Genomic DNA, 16,844 nt, shown 5'->3' on the forward strand with positions numbered 1-16,844 from the left:
CTACAGCACCGCGGCGAGGTCCTCGCGGAGCGAATCCAGCGCGGGAGTGACACGGGGCGTCATGGCCCGCCAGGCGTCGAGGATGCGCAGGCTCTGCTCGGCGTGCCGGACGAAGTGGTTGCCGGCGAACTTGGGGAAGTCGAAGGGCACCGTCCGGTCCACCTGCCGGAGCACGGCCCGCACCACGATCGGCGGCGGTGCGAACACCGGCAGCCCGATATCGGCGCGCATCGCCTCGGCCATCGCCCGACCCGGACGGCGGAGCCGACGCAGGAAGGTGGGCCAATCGCCGCCCACGACCGCCAGCTCGGCCGCATAGGGCACCATCAGCACGCCGACGGCGTCGGCCGCCTTCGCCGGCGTCCGGCCGACCACCTTCGGATAGTCCGCGGCGAGCCGCCGAGGCAGGTCCGGCGCACCGTCGACCGCGACGGCGGCGAACGCCGGGGCGAGCGGCGGCACCCAGTACTCGGCCCGCGTCTCGGTACCGCGCGAGGTCGCGAACGAGAGCAGGCCCGGCGCGAGCCTCGCGACCTCCGCTCCGGGGAACATCCGCTGCGCGATCGCGGCATCGCCGATCACCGGGCTGGTCACGCCGATCGCCGCCGGTTCGGCGGCGGCCAGCGCGGTGGCGATCTCGGGGGCGAGCTCGCCGGGCGCGGAAGTGAGAACCAGGAGATCGACCCCGCCCGGCGCACCGCTGCCCCGCACCTCGCCGGCCTCGACCTGCGCGTAGTCCACCACCGGCACGTGGGTGACGGCACCGTCGGGCGCGACGGCCGTGAGGATCACCCCGTCGCGTCGCGAGGCCGCCCGGACCTCGGCGCCGGTCCCCGAGAGCAGGGCACCCGCGGCGGCGGCGACCGCCCCGGCGCCCTGGATGAGCACGCGCCTGCGTTCGGTCATGCCCCACCCTCACCCCGGAGGCCGCTCGCGCGCAACACCTGCCGCTGCACGCCGGCGCGCAGCGCGTCCTCGCCGCCGAGCAGCCGGACCTTGCGCCGGGCACGGGTGATGGCGGTGTAGAGCAGCTCGCGGGTGAGCAGGCGCGAATCGGCGGGCGGGATCACCACCGTCACCGCGTCGTACTGGCTGCCCTGGCTGCGGTGGATCGTCATGGCGTAGACCGTGCGGACCGCGACCAGCTGGTTCGGGTACAGCAGCGCCACGTCCGCGCCGCGGGCGAACGCGGCCCGCAGGTCCGACGGGTCGCCGTCGTGGGCGATCACCACGCCGACGTCGCCGTTGTAGACCTTGGTGTCGTAGTCGTTCGCGGTCACGAGCAGCGGCTGCCCGGCGTACCAGCCCGCTCCTGCGCTGCGGGCGCCCGCCCACTCCTCGGCGAGCTGCGCCCATCGCGTGACGCCGGACGGCCCCTCGGAGTGCGCGCAGAGCACCCGGTGCTGCTGCACCCCGCTCGACGCCGCCGCCGCGTCGCCCGAACGCGCAGCGGCGACGGTGGCTGCGCTCGCCGTCCGGACGTCGGCGCGCAGGCCCTCGACATCGTCCGGCGCGCACCACTCGATCGCGCCGCCCCCGCCGTCGCGCGCCAGCTCGATCACCCGGTCGGCGTCACCCCGGCGCACCGCGTCGGCGAGTTCGCCCAGCGCGCCCGTGAACCGGCGGCCGCGGCGCAGCCGGACCACGCCCCGGCGCGCGTCGCGCAGCTCCGCCTCGTCGAGGACCTCTTCGTCACCGCCCGTACGCGCCTGCTCGTCGGCCAACAGCGCCTCCAGCTCGGGCGACGGCGCCGTGGTCACCCCGCGCGCCACCAGGTCGCCGAGGACGGCGCCCGCGTCGACCGACGCCAGCTGGTCGGGGTCGCCCACGAGGATGAGCCTGGCCTCGGGCCGCAGCGCCTCCAGCAGCCGGCACATGATGGTCAGCGAGACCATCGAGGTCTCGTCGACGACCACCACGTCGTACGGCAGGTGGTTGGCCGCATCGTGCCGGAACCGGCTGGCGTTGCCCGGCTTGAAGCCGAGCATGCGATGGATCGTCAGCGCTGGGATCTCCCGCGGCAGGCCGAGCTCAGCGCCCTGGGCGCGGACCTCGCCGGCGAGCTGCGCTGCCGCTCGCCCCGTGGGCGCGGCGAGCCCGACCCGCAGCTCCGGTCCGTGCTGGTCGAAGAGCAGCGCGAGGATCCGCGCGACCGTGTAGGTCTTGCCCGTGCCGGGTCCGCCGGCGAGCACCGTCGTCTGCCCGAGCACCGACGCGGCGGCCGCGAGCCGCTGCCGGTCCGGGCCCGGCTCGGGGAACCGCTCCCGCAGGCCCTGGCGCAGGCGCGCGACGTCCACGCCCGGCGCGGCGCCCCCGCGCGCGTCGAGCACGGCGCGCACCGTCTCCTCCTGGCGGTGGTACCGGTCCAGATAGAGCAGCTCGTCGCGCACCAGTCGCAGCGGCCGCAGCGGGCCGGCCGCGCCGCCCACCACGAGCGGGCTGCGGCGCAGGGCCTCCCGCACGGCACCGTCGGCGGGCCACGGAAGCGCATCCACGTCGACCTCGCCGTCACCGTCGACGGCGACGTCCCGCAGGCGAGAGAGCTCCAGACACACCGACCCGAGCCGCACGGCGCGGGTGGCGAGCGCGGCGGCCAGCAGCACCGACTCGTCGCGCTCGCCGCCGAGGCGGCCGAGCGCGGCCGCGACGTGCACGTCGGCCGGGCCCAGGACGCCCGCGTCGGCGAAGATCTGCAGCAGGGTCTTCTCGGCAGCGGTCATGACGCGCCTCCCGCCAGCGCGTCGGACACCGCGGTGACGAGCTCAGCGGGCGGATGCCATTCGAAGACCCCGGCGCCGGCCGGGGTCTCGGGACCGATCATGGCGCGCACGAAGTGGTACTGCACCACCCCGAGGTGCGTCTGCGGCCGGTACCCGGGTACCCGCCACGTCAGGAACCGGTGCAGCGCGACCGAGTACAGCAGTGCCTGCAGCACGTAGTGCGACGAGATCATCTCGCGCGCCATCGCCTCGGGGGTGTAGTCGGCGGTCGTGAGGTCGCCGCGCGCGAGCCGGTTGGTCTTGTAGTCGACCACCGTGTAGCGGACGGTGCCGTCGGGGCCCGTGACCCGGAGCACCGAGTCGATGCTGCCGGTGAGGTACCCGCGCAGCGCGGCACCCGGCACCGCACGCAGCCGCTCCGCGTAGGGCGCCAGCGGATCGTCGGCGGGCACGTGCTCGTCGAGCAGATCCGCGATCTGCGCCAGCGTGGCCGCCGCGCCGTCGTCGGTGCCGAGCGGGAGCTCGAAGTCGAGCTCGGCGAGGTGATCGCCGGGCGCGACCCCGGCGAGGGTCAGCCCCGCCAGATCGCCGGCTCCCAGTGGCGTGCGCAGCACCGCGACGAGCGCCGCCGCCAGCACCGCGGGATCGTCGGGCACCGCGCCGAACTCGGCCGCCTCACGGCACCGCGTGCGCACCTCGACCTCCAGGTCCGGGGCGCCCGTGTCGACGTGCTCGAGGATCTCGTGCACCAGGGTGCCGAACACGGCCCCGCCGGACAGCCCGTTCATCAGGGACGACGGTGCGCCGCCCGCGCCGCCCGGCGCCGCGGCCTCGGCCATGGGTTCGTCCAGCGGCTCGTCGGCGACGCCCGGTTCGTCCGGCTCGCTGCCGGTGTCCGGGGCGGCCTCCGCGGGGCCGTGCGCGGCATCCGCGGTGAGCGCGGAGTAGCTCGTGCGCCGCCAGGTGGGATCGATCCGGCGCTCGGCACGGCCGAGCACCAGCTCCGGGAAGCCGGCGAACGGGGGCCGCCACTGCGGCGGCGCGGGGGCGGACAGGTCCACGGCCTCGATCGACACCGCCGCCCCGACGGGCGCCGCCCACTCCCGCAGCCGCGCGCCGGTCTCGTCGTCGTGCGGGATGGGTGCCTGCTCCGGCGGCACGCGGCCGCCGCCGACCTCGGAGAACAGCAGCCGGTGCAGGGGCGATCCTTTCGTGGTGGTGCTCGGCGCCCACCACAGGACCAGCCGCGACTGCGCCCGCGTGGCGCCCACGTAGAGCAGGCGCAGCTCCTCGGCCGCGTCCTCCTCGCGGGAGACGGCCAGCCGCTGTCCGTAGCCCGGCGCGTCCTTGCCGCCGACGTCGACCAGCCGCTCACCCTCGTCGTGGAAGGTGAAGGTCTCCCGGTCCCCGAAGCCGCCGAAGGAGTCCCACGCGAAGGGCAGGTACACCACGGGGAACTGCAGGCCCTTGCTGGCGTGGACCGTCATGAGCTGCACGGCCTCGGTGTCGGTCGCGAGCCGGCGCGCCGGGTCGGCGGTGCCGCCGCGGCCCGGGTCGGCGATCCGCTCGGCCAGCCACCGGGTCGCGGCGCCCAGCCCCAGTCCGTGGGCGACGGTGGCGTGCTGCACCAGTTCGGCGACGTGCCGCAGGTCCGTGAGCGTGCGCTCGCCACCGATCCGGCCGAGCATCCGCTCGTCGAACCGCGACCGCGTGGCCAGCGCGTCGAACATCGCGGCGAACCCCGAGCGGGCGAAGACCCCCGCGAGGGTCCGCAGCCGGCCGCTGATCTCGGAGACCAGCTCGTCGCCGCGCTCGTCGAGGTCGCGGGCGGTGAACTCGAACAGCGGGGTGAGCGCGGCCAGGCGGGCCCGGTCGCCGCGGCCGGGGTTCTCCAGGGCCTGCAGCAGCCGCAGCCAGTCGACGGCGGCCGCGGTGGTGAACACGCTGGCGCCGCCCGCGGCGACCGCCGCGACGCCGAGGCCCTGCAGCAGCACCTGCAGCTCGGCGATGTGCTCGTTCTTACGCACCAGCACGGCGATGTCGCGCGGCTGCAGCGCCCGCGGCCCGTCCGCGGAGTCGTAGCTCTCCTCGGCGACCAGGGTCCGGACGATGTCCGCCGCGACGTCCCGCAGCACTGCCCGGCGCACGCCGGGCACCTTCGGCGTCCCGTACTGGGTCTTGGGCCCCACGCCGTTCGACCCGAGGTACCGCAGCCGCAGCGGCGGACCGTCGAGCCGGGAGTCCGGGTGGTGCGCACTGACCCGGCCCACCACGATCTGCGAGTCGCCCAGCGCCACATCGCCGTACAGGTGCTGCAGCGCATCGACGAGCGGTCCGTCGGAACGGCGGTTCACGTCCAGCGCCTGATGCGTGGTGGCGGCCTTCGACGCCTCGAGGTAGCTGTAGACCTCCGCGCCGCGGAAGGCGTAGATGGCCTGCTTCGGGTCGCCCACCAGCACGAGCGTGCGGCTGCCGTGGAAGGCGGCGTGCAGGATGTCCCACTGGACGGGGTCGGTGTCCTGGAACTCGTCGACGAGGACGACCGAATAGGCCTCGCGGAGCCGCGCGCAGGCCCGCTGTCCGTGGGCCGGGTCGGTGAGCGCGTCGCGGAGCAGTCCCTGCAGGTCGTCGAAGTCGCGGAGCCTGCCCGCCCGTTTGCGGCGCTCGACCTCCTGTCGTACCGCCGCCGCGTACTGCACCCGCGCCGCGACATCGGAGCCCTCCGCGGCGTCGCGCGGGGTGATCGCCGCGCGGGGGTTCGCGACGACGGTGCGGGCGAACTGCAGCGCGATCGGCAGCGGGAAGGGCGGCCGCGGCCGCCCGGCGAACATCGCCAGATAGGCGTCCTCGGCGACCTCCTGGACGAGATCGCCGATGTCCTCGACGAAAGTGACCCCGGGCTCCAGGTCGCCGGCGAGGCCGAGCGCGTCGAGCATCCGCTGGCAGAAGCCGTGCGTGGTGGTGATGGTGGCCGAGTCGAAATCGGACAGGGCCGCGACGAGCCGGCGGTGCCGCAGCGCGACCTCACCGGGATCCGCGGCCGCGAGGTGCCGGATCAGCTCGTCGCCGGCGGTGCGGGCGGCCTGCGGGTCCCGCAGGGCACGTTCGGCGGAGAGCAGCCGCGCACGGGCGCGTTCGCGCAGTTCCTGGGTGGCTGCGCGGGAGAAGGTGATGAGCAGCATCTCCCCCAGCTCGGCGACGCCCTCGGCGACGTACCGGGTGAGCAGCCCGACGATCGCGTAGGTCTTGCCGGTGCCGGCGCTCGCCTCGAGCACGGTGGTGGCGCCGCCCGTGGGCAGCGGCCCGGTGAGCTCGAACGGCGTCACGCCGAGCACCGGTTCGCGGGCGGTCATGACAACTCCTCGTGCGTCAGCAGCGGCACCCACAGTCGCGCGGCGAGCGCGCCGAACCGCGTTCCCGCGCGGGAGAACTCCGCCTCGGTGCCCCGCGGCGGGCCGAGCGCGTCGTCGAACGCGGACTCGCCCAGCGCGTACCGGATGGACCGGTCCGTCCCGTCGCCGAACTTCCCGTCGAACTCGGCGCGCGCAGCGTCCAGCGAGATCTTCGTACTCTTGCCGCCGAGCGCGGTCGTGATGTATGCGGGAGAGGACTTGGGGAACAGCGGCAGCGGCTCGGCGAGCCCGCGGTCCCGCAGGTCCACCAGCGCACGCAGCTCCGCGACCGGATCGGCGGGGGCCGCGAGCCGCGACGCCGAGACGCCCCGGTACCCGCGCCCCAGGACGAGGGCGGAGCGCTCCTCGTACCCCCCGGCGGCGAGCGCGAGCAGCGCCACCCACGCCGAGACCCGGTGCTTGGCCGCGAGTTTGCTGAACGAGGCACGCACGACCCCGTCGGGACGGACGGCCGGGACGGACCCGACGAGCCTGCGCCCGCCGCCCAGGTCGACGCCGATGTCGATGGTGGCGGCGGCACCGACCAGATGTGGGCCCGCGACCCGGGCCAGGTCGGCGACGTCGGCCGCGACCCGGTCGAGGACGGCCGAGCCGAGGGCGAAGGGCGGCAGCGTGCCGCGCCGCATCTCCGCGGCCGCGAACCGCTCGGGCGGCGTCCCCGCGAGCGCGGAGACGAGCATCCGCTCGCCGATGTCCCACTGCTGCAGGCCGTCCGGGGCGATCGTGAGCGCCTCGGCCAGCTCGTCGTCCTGATCGGGCACGGTGAAGCCGAGCCGCTGGCGGAGGAAGGCCTTGACGGGGTGCTCGCAGAACCGCACCAGCGCATCGAGGTCGACGTCCTCGACGGCGGACGCGGCCAGCGGCGCGGCGAGGAAGGGCTGGACCGGCTCCGGTGTGGATGCCGCGGCCCTGGCGCCCGCGTAGGCGGCGGGGTCGTACGAGAAGGGCGCGCCGAGTCCGAACCGGCCCGGGTCGAAGTTGCCGGGGTCGAAGGGCTGCAACGGATGCCGGAACTCGAGCCCCGGGATCTCCGAGCCCTCGCCGTCCGCGCCGTCCCCGGCCTCGGCCTCCGGGTCGGCGAGCAGGGCCCGCGCCGCGTCGCGGAGTTCGGCGACGGGGACCGCCGGTGGGCGCAGCGTGCCCTTGACCGGGTCCGCACCCGTGTAGAAGACCAGCAGTCGGTCGGTGGCGCTGGTGACCGCGTCGAGGAAGAGCTCGCGGTCCTCGGCGCGGGGATCCCGCTCCCCGACGCACGGCGCACGCCCCAGGACGTCGTCGCCGGAGTACCGCGTGGACCGTGGGAAGACCTCGTCGTCCAGGCCCAGCAGCACCACCACACGATGCGGCACCGACCGCATCGGCACCAGCGTGCACACCGTGAGCTCGCCGGTGCGGAAGTTGGCCCGCGTGGGTTTGGCCGAGAGCCGCGAACCCAGCATGGCGCGCACCTCGGTCAGCGTCAGGTCACGGTCCGAGCCGTCGCGCAGGGCAGCCGTCAGCTCGCGGCCGGCCTGCGTCACCTGCCACGCGTCCGCGGCGGGCACGGCCCCGATCTCGCCGACCAGCCGCTGCAGCGATTCCGCCCAGTCCCGAGCGGGCCTGCGGCCACGGCTCTCCGTGGTCGCGCGGGTGAGCACGTCGAGGTACTCCGCGAACCGGCCGACGAGGTCGATATCGGTGGAGTCCACATCGTCCAGCGGCAGGCCCAGGCCCAGCCACTGGCCGTCGGTCTCGTCAGCGACGACGCCGAGCACGATCCGGTCCAGCGCGGTGGCGAGCGTGTTCTGCGGGAAGCCGCGCAGCCCGTAGCGCTCGCGCGCCCCCTCGTCGAGGCCCCAGCGGGCGCCGGAGGGACCGGCCCATTCGCGGAGCCGCTCGATGTCGGCGTCGGTGAACCGGAACCGGCGCCGCACCGGCTCGGTAGCGGCCAGGTCGAGCACCTCGGCGACGGTGGCGCGACCGTCGGCGAGCTCGAGGACCGTGACCAGCGCGTCGAGCAGCGGGTTGGTGAACCGCAGCGCCCGGTCCGCCAGGCGCACCCGCAGCCGCTGGGCCGGGTGCATCGCCTCCCCCGCCGGGCCGGGACCGCCGGAGCCCACCACGGCCTGGCCGAACGCGGACCGGATGAGCGGCGCGTAGGTCTCGATGTCCGGGCAGGTGACGAGGACCTCGCGCGGCTGCAGCGTCGGATCGTCCTCGAACAGCCGGACCAGCCGCTCCCGGAGCACCTCGATCATGCGCGCCGGGCCGTGGCACGCGTGGAACTCGATCGAGCCGTCCGCAGTGAGACCGCCGGCGAGCGGGGCATCGTCGGCGATACCCGACTGCAGGCTGCCGAGGAGGGTGGCGGGACGGGCCGGCGTCGGGTGGTGCACGTCGGCGTCGGTCAGCGGAGCGACGCGCTCCTGCAACTCCCGCGCCTCGCGCCCGAGGGACGCGAGCAGCGGGTTCGTCGCGGTCGGGCCGCCCGCGGTGCGGGGCACGGGCCCGGCGGACGGGGCGGCACCGTCGGACAGCTCGGCCCAGAGGGCCGGGCTCGGATGCGGGAGCCACAGGTGCACCTCGCGACCCGCGGCGAGCGCCGCGAGGACGGCCGCCTGGTCGGCGGGGAGGCGCGTGGGACCGTAGACCGACAGCCGCTCGGGCAGGTCGACGATGCCCGGTTCGGCCCGCAGCCGCGCGCACGCGTCGTCGAGCCGCTCGGCGGGACTGGGCACCCCGGCGAGACCGTGGACCCGACGGAAGAGCTCGGCCTGCCAGCACAGGTCCTCCGGCAGCTCCCCGCCGATGCCGTCGGTGTCGCGGCCCGCCGCCCAGTCCACCAGCATGCCGGGCCGGTTCGCGCTGTAGGAGCGCAGCAGGCCCGCGAGCAGCTCCGCGGTGGGGTACCGCCGCCGGGGACGGTGCCCGGGCTGCGCGGCCCAGCCCCCTGGACGGACCACGCCGAGGTGCCGGGCGAGGACCGCGCCGGCGGGCTCGAAGGCCATCTCGTCGATTGCCGCGAGAACGAGCCACACCAGCCGCTCCCCGCGCCACGGGTCGTCGTCCGGCGCGATGCCCGAGGCCGCAGCCACCGCCTCGGCGACCAGCGCGGCGGGAGTGGGGAACTCGATGTTCGCGGCGATGCCGAGCCGGGAGGCCAATCCCTGGATGATCCAGCGCTCCACCCCGCGTGCCGGGACCGCGATCAGTTCCGGGCGGAACGGGTCGGCTGCGGGCACCGCGAGCACGTCCGCCAGCGCGTCCACGAGGACGTCGCCGCGTTCGGAACGGTGCACGGTGAGCATGTGCGCAGTTCTAACACGAGCGTCCGACAGGTCAGAGAGCCCGGGTCAACGCCGCAGGTAGCTCGGCCAGCGAGCGGATCGACGGCGGCTCGCCGCCGAGGCCGGTTCCGGCCCGGTCGAGCCACAGGGCGCGCAGTCCGGCGGCTCGGGCCGCCGCCACGTCGTTCGCGTAGCTGTCGCCCACGGCGACGCAGTCCGCCGGCGCCGCACCCGCGAGCTCGCACGCGTGCAGGAACACCCCGGGATCGGGTTTGCCGATCCCCAGGGTGTCGGTGGTGACGACGTGCGGGAACCGATCGGACACGCCGAGGACCTGGAGCTTCATCCGGGTGGCGGCCGTCGACGAGTTCGTGAGGAGTACGACGGTGATCCCCCACCGCTCCGCGGCCTGCACCGCCGGCATCGCGTCCGGGAAGAGCCGCTGCGCCGCCGCGAAGGCAGGGTCGAAACCGCTGCAGTACCGGCGGTAGCGCCGCGGCTCCCACAGCAGCCCGAGGTCCTGCGCCGCGGCCGCGATCCGGGCCTTGCGCATCTCGTGGAACCGCAGCTCCCCGGCGGTGTACCGGGCGAAGATGCCGCTCGGGTCGGTGAGGAAATGCTCCGCGAAGGCCTCCCGCGCGGCGGCGCCCGACTCCGGCCACACCTCGAGCGCGGCCGCCCGCGCCGCGGAGCGCATCGCCGCGGACGTGTCGACCAGCGTGTCGTCGACGTCGAGGATCAGCGCGTCGCAGGGCCGGGGACCGTCCATGCCCGCGCGCTGCCGCAACCGCGCGAGCGTGTCGGAGCCCCAGCTCAGGCCGCCGCGGACCGCGGCCCCGACCAGATCCGTGAGCTCCACCCGCCCGTCCTCTCCGTCGCCCGCGCTTCGCCTACTGCTCGGCGAACATCCGCTGGAACCGCTGCAGCGATTCCTCGATGTCGCCCTTGAGCGCCCGTGCCACCGTCGCCCCGATCGGCCCGAACAGGGGCGCGCCGCCGAGGTCGGCGCGCAGGGCCACCGTCGAGCCCGAGCCGGACGGCTCGATGCTCACGGTCAGCTTGTACTTCGTGCCCGCCACACCCTTGCCGTCGAGCACCAGCCGCCGCGGCGGGTCGTACTCGGTGATGACCCACTCGACCCGGTTGCGGAAGTTCTTCGCCTTGAGCACGCAGGCGATCCGCGCCCCCTGAGCGAGCTCGGGCAGCGGACCGCGCCACCCTTCGTGCAGGGTCACCCACTGCGGGAGCGTCTCGAGGTCCGCCGCCTTCTCCCACGCCGTGTCCGGCGGAAGAGGAATCTCGATCCGGCTCTCGACCTTCGCCACACTCACTCCTTCAGCCGCCGATGATGAACTCAACGTAGCGTGCCCGACATCGCGCACCGCCACCGAGCGTAGATTTCACGCGTGTCCGCCACCGCCGCCTCGATCGTCCTCGCCCTCGTCGCCGCCTTCCTCTTCGCCTGCGGATCCGCCGCCCAGCAGACGGAGGCTGCGAGCGTCGACGAGGGCTCCTCGCTCATCGCCGAGCTGATCCGGCGGCCCCGCTGGTGGCTGGGCCTCCTCGGTGACCTCGGCGGCTACGCCTTCCAGGCCTGGGCGCTGGCGCTGGGTCCGGTGCTCGTGGTGCAGCCGCTCATCGTCGCGGCGCTGCTGTTCGCGCTGCCGATCTCGGCGCTGCTCAATCACACCCGGGTCACGGGCCGGGAGTGGACCTGGGCGGCAGTCCTCGCCGTGGCGCTTGCTGCGTTCCTCGTCGCGGGGCAGCCCACCGACGGCGTGCCGGACGCCCCGGGCGCCACCTGGCTGCCCGCGCTCATCGCGGTGGGAGTCGGCGCGGCGGGCACCGCGGGGATCGGGCTGGTCCGGACGCTGCCCGGGTCTGCGCGGGCGCTGTCCTTCGGCGTCGCCGCGGGCGCGCTGTTCGGCGTCGCGACGGTGCTCACCAAGCCGGTGCTCACGTCCTACGAGCACGCGGAGTTCCTCGCGAACACCGTCCGGCTGCTGAGCGACTGGCGGCTCTACCTCCTGGTGCTGTGCGGGATCGGCGCGATGTACCTGCAGCAGCGGGCCTTCCAGCCCGCACCGATCTCGGCGTCGCTGCCGGCGATCACGCTCGCCGAGCCGCTCTGCGCCGCCGTCCTCGGCGCGGCCGTGCTGCAGGAGTCCGTCACCCTCACGGGCTGGCACGGCGTCGCGGTGATCGCGTCCGGGGTCGTCGGGGCCGTCGCGGCGGCCCGCCTGGCCCGACGGTGACCGTCCGCCCGGCCCGGGACGACGGCGTACCGTCGGGCGGTATGACGGACCTCGAGGCACTGGCGCGGGCCCCCTTCACCTACCCCGAGGTGGGCGCGACGCGGGCCACCCCGCCGCCCGACGCGCACGCCGTCCGGGCCGAGCGCGTCGTGGGGCAGGGCCCGGCGGACTTCGCGGCCGTGCGGGACTCGATCCTCGGCTACGGCATGCAGCGCGGTGCGGGCATGCGAGTGCGGGCGAGCACGCCGCGTGCCGACGTGGGCACCGTTCTGGAGCTGTCGACGCCGCTGTTCGGCCCCATCCGCATCCCCTGCCGCGTCGTGTACGTCGTCGACGAGCCCGACCGGGCCGGCTTCGCCTACGGCACGCTGCCCGGGCACCCCGAGAGCGGGGAGGAGCTCTTCTCGGTCGAGCTGCGACCCGACGGTGCCGTGGTCGCGGTCGTGAGCGCCTTCTCCCGCCCCGGGCGCTGGTACACCCGCCTGGGCGCGCCCGTCGGCCGCCTCCTGCAGTCGGTCATGACGAAGCGCTACCTCGCGGCGATGGTCCGTCCCGGAGCCGGGTAACGAATCGGTAGTTGCATTCGGGGCCGGATTCATCCGAACAGGGGACTGCGCGGCCTCCGCGACTTCTGGGACCGTGTCATGTGTGCATGCTGTGGGTAGGCACGGTGCCCGCCAAGTCAGGAAAGGCGTTCATGTCGTTCATTGTCACTGCGTCGAGGGCCATCGCCGGCGCAACGGTCATCGGGGCCGCCATGGCTTGCACGGCCGCCTGCGGCACGACACCGGCGACGGGCATCGGGAGCTCCGGCGGAGATACGAAGCCCGGGAAGGGCATTGCAGCCCTGCAACCGTTCTCGCCGTCAATGTCGAACGCCGCAATCGCTGCGGCAGCGGTCAAGGAACTCGGGGACGTGAAGAACCATGGTGAGCAGTTGATGGTATTTCTCCAGGTCAACTGCACGCTCGAACATCGTTACGGCATCACGACACCGATGGCGCTGTCGGCGGACAACGCAAAACATCTTCCCGTGTTCCCCGATTCATTCACCAACGACACCGAAGAAATCAGCAAGACATTCGACGCGCCGTACCAAGCTCGGTCAACCCTGTTCGCCCAGAACGGCGGTATGGACGACGCGTTCACGAAGGCATCGAACGAGGTGTACACGCGCATGTCACTGGGCGAGCTCACCTACTGCGAGACGCTCGACGACATCAACAAACTGCACGGCTGACCGGCACACGCGGGAAACTTGATCCCGAACTCGAACTCAGCGGCGGCGGCGGAAGCCCACGGGCTCGCCGAGGAGCGGCTCCAGCTGGGCGCGCAGCGCCTCCGGGATGGTCGCAGGACGGCCGGACGCGGCACCGTCGACCACGACCATCGATGTCTCCGACAGCGCGGCCGTCTGTCCGTCCGCACCGAGCACCTCGTAGCCGAGGTCGAAGCCCGACCGGCCGATCCTGGTGACGCGCATGAGGATCCGCACGGGCTCCAGCGAGTACAGCAGCGGGCGGACGTAGTCGATCTCCTGGTGCGCGACGAACATCGTGACCCGGTCCGTATCGGGTCCGGAGCCGAATCGCATCATGAACCGGATGCGCGCCTCCTCCAGCAGCCGCAGCATCGACACGTTGTTGATGTGCTGCAACGCGTCCATGTCCGACCAGCGCATCGGGACCAGCACCTCATGATTGTTCATCGGGCTATTGTCGATCACGACCCAGCGGCCACCCAGTACCGGGAGATGCGATGCGCGCCACACGACTTCTGACCGCCGCGGTGCTCGCTGCAAGCCTCACCGCCTGCTCGACCTCGGGCGACGGCGCCTCCGCCCCCTCGTCCGCCGCGGCCGGCTCGGGCGGCTCGGGCGGCTCGGGCGGCACCGTGATCGTGTACGCCGCAGCCAGCCTGCAGGCCACCTTCGAGAAGCTGGGTTCCGAGTTCCGCGCGAAGCACCCCGGCACCACGGTCAAGTTCTCCTTCGGCGGGTCGTCGGGACTGCTCGCGCAACTCACGCAGGGCGCGCCCGCCGATGTCTTCGCCACCGCGGACACCCCCACCATGGACAAGGCCAGGACGGCGTCGCTGGTCACCGACCCGCAGCCCTTCGCCACCAACGTCCTCACCATCGCCACCGCCCCCGGGAACCCGAAGGGCGTCACCTCGCTCGCCGACCTGACCAAGCCGGGCGTCAGCGTCGTGGTGTGCGCGCAGCCGGTGCCGTGCGGCACGGCGACCGCCAAGGTGACCAAGGCCGCCGACGTGACGCTGCACCCCGTCAGCGAGGAGGACTCCGTCTCGAGCGTGCTCGCCAAGGTCCGGCACGGGCAGGCCGACGCGGGTCTGGTCTACAAGACGGACGTCAAGGGCACCAACGGCGCCGTCGGGTCGGTCGACTTCCCGCAGGCCGACGGTGCCGTCAACGTCTATCCGATCGCGCCGCTGACGGCCGCCAAGAATTCCGCGGGCGCGAAGGAGTTCGTCGCATTCGTCCGCGGCCCCGAGGGCCGGGCGGCCCTGGCGGCGGCCGGCTTCGGGACGCCCAGCTGAACCGGCCCGCTCGGTCCGCTCCCGGCGTCGACGGGGCGTTCCCCCGCTGGATCGTCGTCCCGGCCGCGGTCGGTGCGGCCTTCGTGCTCGTGCCACTGATCGGCGTCGTGGCGAAGGTCGACTGGCCGCGGTTCGGGGAGCTGGTCACCTCGGAGGACTCCCGAACCGCCCTGGTCCTGTCCCTGCAGACCTCGTTCGCGGCGACTCTGGTCTGCATCGTGCTCGGCGTCCCGCTCGGGGTGATCCTGGCCCGCAGCCGATCCCGGCTGGTCGGCGTGCTGCGCCCCCTGGTCCTGCTGCCGCTGGTGCTGCCCCCTGTGGTCGGCGGCATCGCGCTGCTCTACGCGTTCGGCCGCCGCGGCCTGGTGGGCCAGTACGGCGGGATCGGCGGGCACATCGCGTTCACGACGGTGGCCGTGGTCCTGGCCCAGGCCTTCGTCGCGCTGCCCTTCCTGGTACTCGCCGTGGAGGGCGCGCTGCGCACCCTCGGCACCGACTACGAGCGGACCGCCGCGACCCTGGGCGCCTCGCCGTCGATCGTGCTGCGCCGCATCACCCTCCCGCTGGTGCTGCCGTCCATCGCGTCCGGCGTGGTGCTGACCTTCGCGCGGGCGCTCGGCGAGTTCGGGGCGACGCTCACCTTCGCCGGCTCGCTCGCGGGCACCACGCGGACGCTGCCGCTGGAGATCTACCTGCGCAACGAGACCGATCCGCAGGCCGCGGTGGCGCTGTCGCTGGTGCTCCTGGCCGCGGCTGCGGTGATCGTCTCGGCGGTGTACGGGGTGCGGGCGTGGCGCCAGTGACCCCCGGCCTGCAGGCGGACGTCGAGGTGCGCGAGCGCGGCGTGCACGCCCGGTTCACCGTGCCCGGCGGCGAGACCCTCGCCCTCCTCGGCCCCAACGGGACCGGGAAGTCGACCGTCGCCGACGCCGTGGCGGGGCTGGTCCGGCCGGACGCCGGCCGCGTCGTCGTCGCCGGCGAGACCGTCTTCGACGGTGCCGGGCGGTGGGTACCGGCGCACCGTCGGAAAGTGGCACTGCTCGGCCAGACCGCGCGACTGTTCCCGCACCTGCGCGTGCATGCCAACGTGGCCTTCGCGCCGCGCAGCGCGGGGGCGGACCGCCGGGCCGCGGCGGCCGCGGCCGACCACTGGCTCGAGGCCGTGGGCGCCGCACAGCTGCGGAACCGGCGCCCGCACGAGCTCAGCGGCGGCCAGGCGCAGCGGGTCGCGCTCGCCCGGGCCCTCGCGGCCGAGCCGAAGGTCCTCCTGCTCGACGAGCCGCTCTCCGCGCTCGACGTGGGCGCCCGGGCCGAGGTCCGGTCGGTTCTGCGCTCCCTGCTCGACGGACGCACCTGCGTGCTCATCACCCACGACGCGGCCGATGTCGTGGCCCTCGCCGACCAGGCGGCCGTGCTTGAGGACGGCCGCATCGCCGACCAGCGGCCCGCCGCCGATCTCCTCCTCTCCCCCGCGACGCCGTTCGCCGCCCGGCTGGCGGGGATGAACCTGCTGCCGGACGGCGACGGGGCGTGGGTGTTCGGGCCGGCGGACCTCGACCTCGTCGCCGCGAACGACGACGGTGCCGGACTGTCCGGCACCGTCGTCGAGGTGAGTGTGGCGGGCGGGCGCTGCCGGGTGACCAGCAGCGTCGCCCCCGCGGGGGCGGACGGCACCGTCGACCTGGTGGCCGAGCTACCGGCCGAGCGGCACCGGGAGATTCATCCCGGTGCCCCCGTCCGGCTGGTGCCGGACCTGACCCGCGCGCACCGGGTGACTACTGCTCGTCGTCCGGATCAGCAGCCTCAGTAGCCGCCTCCGCGGCCGCGGGGGGCGTGCGGTCCACGCCGGCGAGCAGCAGGTAGACCTGCTTGATCGCGTCGCCGAGGATGGTGTCGACCGCGGCGGTCTGCTCGGGATCGCCGGTGCGGGCGACGCGCCGGGTGACCTCGTGCAGCTCGCGCAAGGTCTCGCGGAGGTGGCCGCGTTCGGCCGAGCCGCCGTCGAAGCCGGCGAACGGGTCAGGTGCGTCGGCGAGCGCGCTCTCGATGTACTCGCGGCCCGCGGTGGTGAGCGTGGCGACCTTGCGGCCGTTCTCCCGCTCGATGGTGATCAGCCCCTCGTCCTCGAGCTGGCTGAGCGTGGGATAGATGGCGCCGGGGCTGGGCTTCCAGGCCCCCGCCGTGCGCTCCTCGATGGAGGAGACGATCTGGTAGCCGTGCATCGGCTCGGTCTCCAGGAGTCGGAGCACAGCGATCCGGACGTCGCCGCGCTGGACGCCGCGACGGCCGCGCCCCCGTCCGCGACCGCGGTGGCCTCCGGGGCCGCCCGGGCCGAACGGTCCGGGTCCACCGGGACCGAAACCGGGGCCGCCGGGGCCGAACCCCTCAGGGCCGAATCCCGGTCCGCCCGGGCCGAATCCACGGCCACGACCGCGGCCACGACCTTCGCCGCGGCCCTCTCCGGGGCCGCACTCGGACGGGAAGCCGCTGTTGCGGAATCGTGCATCGAAGCGCTCATCGTGAATGTGCCTACGCATGGTGGCACTCCTTTCGGTAGGGGGTCACATGTTTCGCAACCCGATGCGTTCATGATATATCGCGATAGTCCGGTTGGCAACCCCTCGAACGCGA

14 protein-coding genes are annotated in these 16,844 nt (G+C 74.2%); 6 read left to right on the forward strand and 8 right to left on the reverse strand.

Going from position 1 to position 16,844, the window contains the following annotated elements; all coding sequences use genetic code 11:
- The 6 genes from ABZX10_RS22280 to ABZX10_RS22305 are packed head-to-tail and all read right to left on the reverse strand — an operon-like array spanning position 1 to position 10,724.
- Positions 1–906: a hypothetical protein gene (locus ABZX10_RS22280; protein ID WP_355545344.1), complete on the reverse strand. Its 906-nt coding sequence runs from the start codon at positions 904–906 to the stop codon at positions 1–3.
- A complete protein-coding gene (gene recD, locus ABZX10_RS22285) occupies positions 903–2,720 on the reverse strand; it encodes an exodeoxyribonuclease V subunit alpha (protein ID WP_355545347.1) in 1,818 nt (605 codons plus the stop codon). The genes ABZX10_RS22280 and recD overlap by 4 nt, the downstream gene beginning before the upstream one ends.
- Positions 2,717–6,073, reverse strand: coding sequence for a UvrD-helicase domain-containing protein (locus ABZX10_RS22290; protein WP_355545350.1), 3,357 nt, complete (start codon positions 6,071–6,073; stop codon positions 2,717–2,719). The genes recD and ABZX10_RS22290 overlap by 4 nt, the downstream gene beginning before the upstream one ends.
- The gene (gene recC / locus ABZX10_RS22295) at positions 6,070–9,420 is read right to left on the reverse strand and encodes an exodeoxyribonuclease V subunit gamma (RefSeq protein ID WP_355545353.1); all 3,351 of its coding nucleotides are present in this window, start codon (positions 9,418–9,420) and stop codon (positions 6,070–6,072) included. The genes ABZX10_RS22290 and recC overlap by 4 nt, the downstream gene beginning before the upstream one ends.
- 31 nt (positions 9,421–9,451) lie before the next feature.
- On the reverse strand, positions 9,452–10,258 hold the full coding sequence (locus tag ABZX10_RS22300) for an HAD family hydrolase (protein WP_355545356.1): 807 nt from the start codon (positions 10,256–10,258) through the stop codon (positions 9,452–9,454).
- Between the two features lie 31 nt (positions 10,259–10,289).
- Positions 10,290–10,724, reverse strand: coding sequence for an SRPBCC family protein (locus tag ABZX10_RS22305; RefSeq protein WP_355545359.1), 435 nt, complete (start codon positions 10,722–10,724; stop codon positions 10,290–10,292).
- Positions 10,725–10,805: 81 nt separating this feature from the next.
- Here ABZX10_RS22305 and ABZX10_RS22310 point away from each other — a divergent pair, with 81 nt between their 5' ends.
- From ABZX10_RS22310 to ABZX10_RS22320, 3 genes are all read left to right on the forward strand, one after another.
- Positions 10,806–11,654 carry a DMT family transporter gene (locus tag ABZX10_RS22310; RefSeq protein ID WP_355545362.1) on the forward strand — a complete coding sequence of 283 codons (849 nt, stop codon included), beginning with the start codon at positions 10,806–10,808 and terminating at the stop codon, positions 11,652–11,654.
- Positions 11,655–11,695: 41 nt separating this feature from the next.
- A complete protein-coding gene (locus ABZX10_RS22315) occupies positions 11,696–12,220 on the forward strand; it encodes a DUF1990 domain-containing protein (protein ID WP_355545365.1) in 525 nt (174 codons plus the stop codon).
- A gap of 86 nt (positions 12,221–12,306) precedes the next feature.
- Positions 12,307–12,894: a hypothetical protein gene (locus ABZX10_RS22320; protein WP_355545368.1), complete on the forward strand. Its 588-nt coding sequence runs from the start codon at positions 12,307–12,309 to the stop codon at positions 12,892–12,894.
- Positions 12,895–12,930: 36 nt separating this feature from the next.
- On the opposite strand, the gene ABZX10_RS22325 is transcribed toward ABZX10_RS22320, so the two are convergent.
- Entirely contained in the window at positions 12,931–13,362 is a 432-nt protein-coding gene (locus ABZX10_RS22325) for an acyl-CoA thioesterase (RefSeq protein WP_355545371.1), read from the reverse strand.
- 50 nt (positions 13,363–13,412) lie between these two features.
- On the opposite strand from ABZX10_RS22325, the gene modA reads away from it, so the two are divergent.
- The 3 genes from modA to ABZX10_RS22340 are packed head-to-tail and all read left to right on the forward strand — an operon-like array spanning position 13,413 to position 16,023.
- Positions 13,413–14,213, forward strand: coding sequence for a molybdate ABC transporter substrate-binding protein (gene modA, locus ABZX10_RS22330; RefSeq protein WP_355545374.1), 801 nt, complete (start codon positions 13,413–13,415; stop codon positions 14,211–14,213).
- Positions 14,210–15,016: an ABC transporter permease gene (locus tag ABZX10_RS22335; protein ID WP_355545434.1), complete on the forward strand. Its 807-nt coding sequence runs from the start codon at positions 14,210–14,212 to the stop codon at positions 15,014–15,016. The genes modA and ABZX10_RS22335 overlap by 4 nt, the downstream gene beginning before the upstream one ends.
- The gene (locus tag ABZX10_RS22340) at positions 15,004–16,023 is read left to right on the forward strand and encodes an ATP-binding cassette domain-containing protein (protein ID WP_355545377.1); all 1,020 of its coding nucleotides are present in this window, start codon (positions 15,004–15,006) and stop codon (positions 16,021–16,023) included. Before ABZX10_RS22335 ends, ABZX10_RS22340 begins: the two co-directional genes overlap by 13 nt.
- Here ABZX10_RS22340 and ABZX10_RS22345 read toward each other — a convergent pair.
- On the reverse strand, positions 15,989–16,462 hold the full coding sequence (locus ABZX10_RS22345) for a PadR family transcriptional regulator (protein WP_355545380.1): 474 nt from the start codon (positions 16,460–16,462) through the stop codon (positions 15,989–15,991). The two genes, ABZX10_RS22340 and ABZX10_RS22345, sit on opposite strands and share 35 nt — an antisense overlap.
- Between the last annotated feature and the right edge of the window lie 382 nt (positions 16,463–16,844).

This window comes from Tsukamurella sp. NPDC003166 (genome assembly GCF_040611135.1).
Classification (GTDB): Bacteria; Actinomycetota; Actinomycetes; order Mycobacteriales; family Mycobacteriaceae; genus Tsukamurella.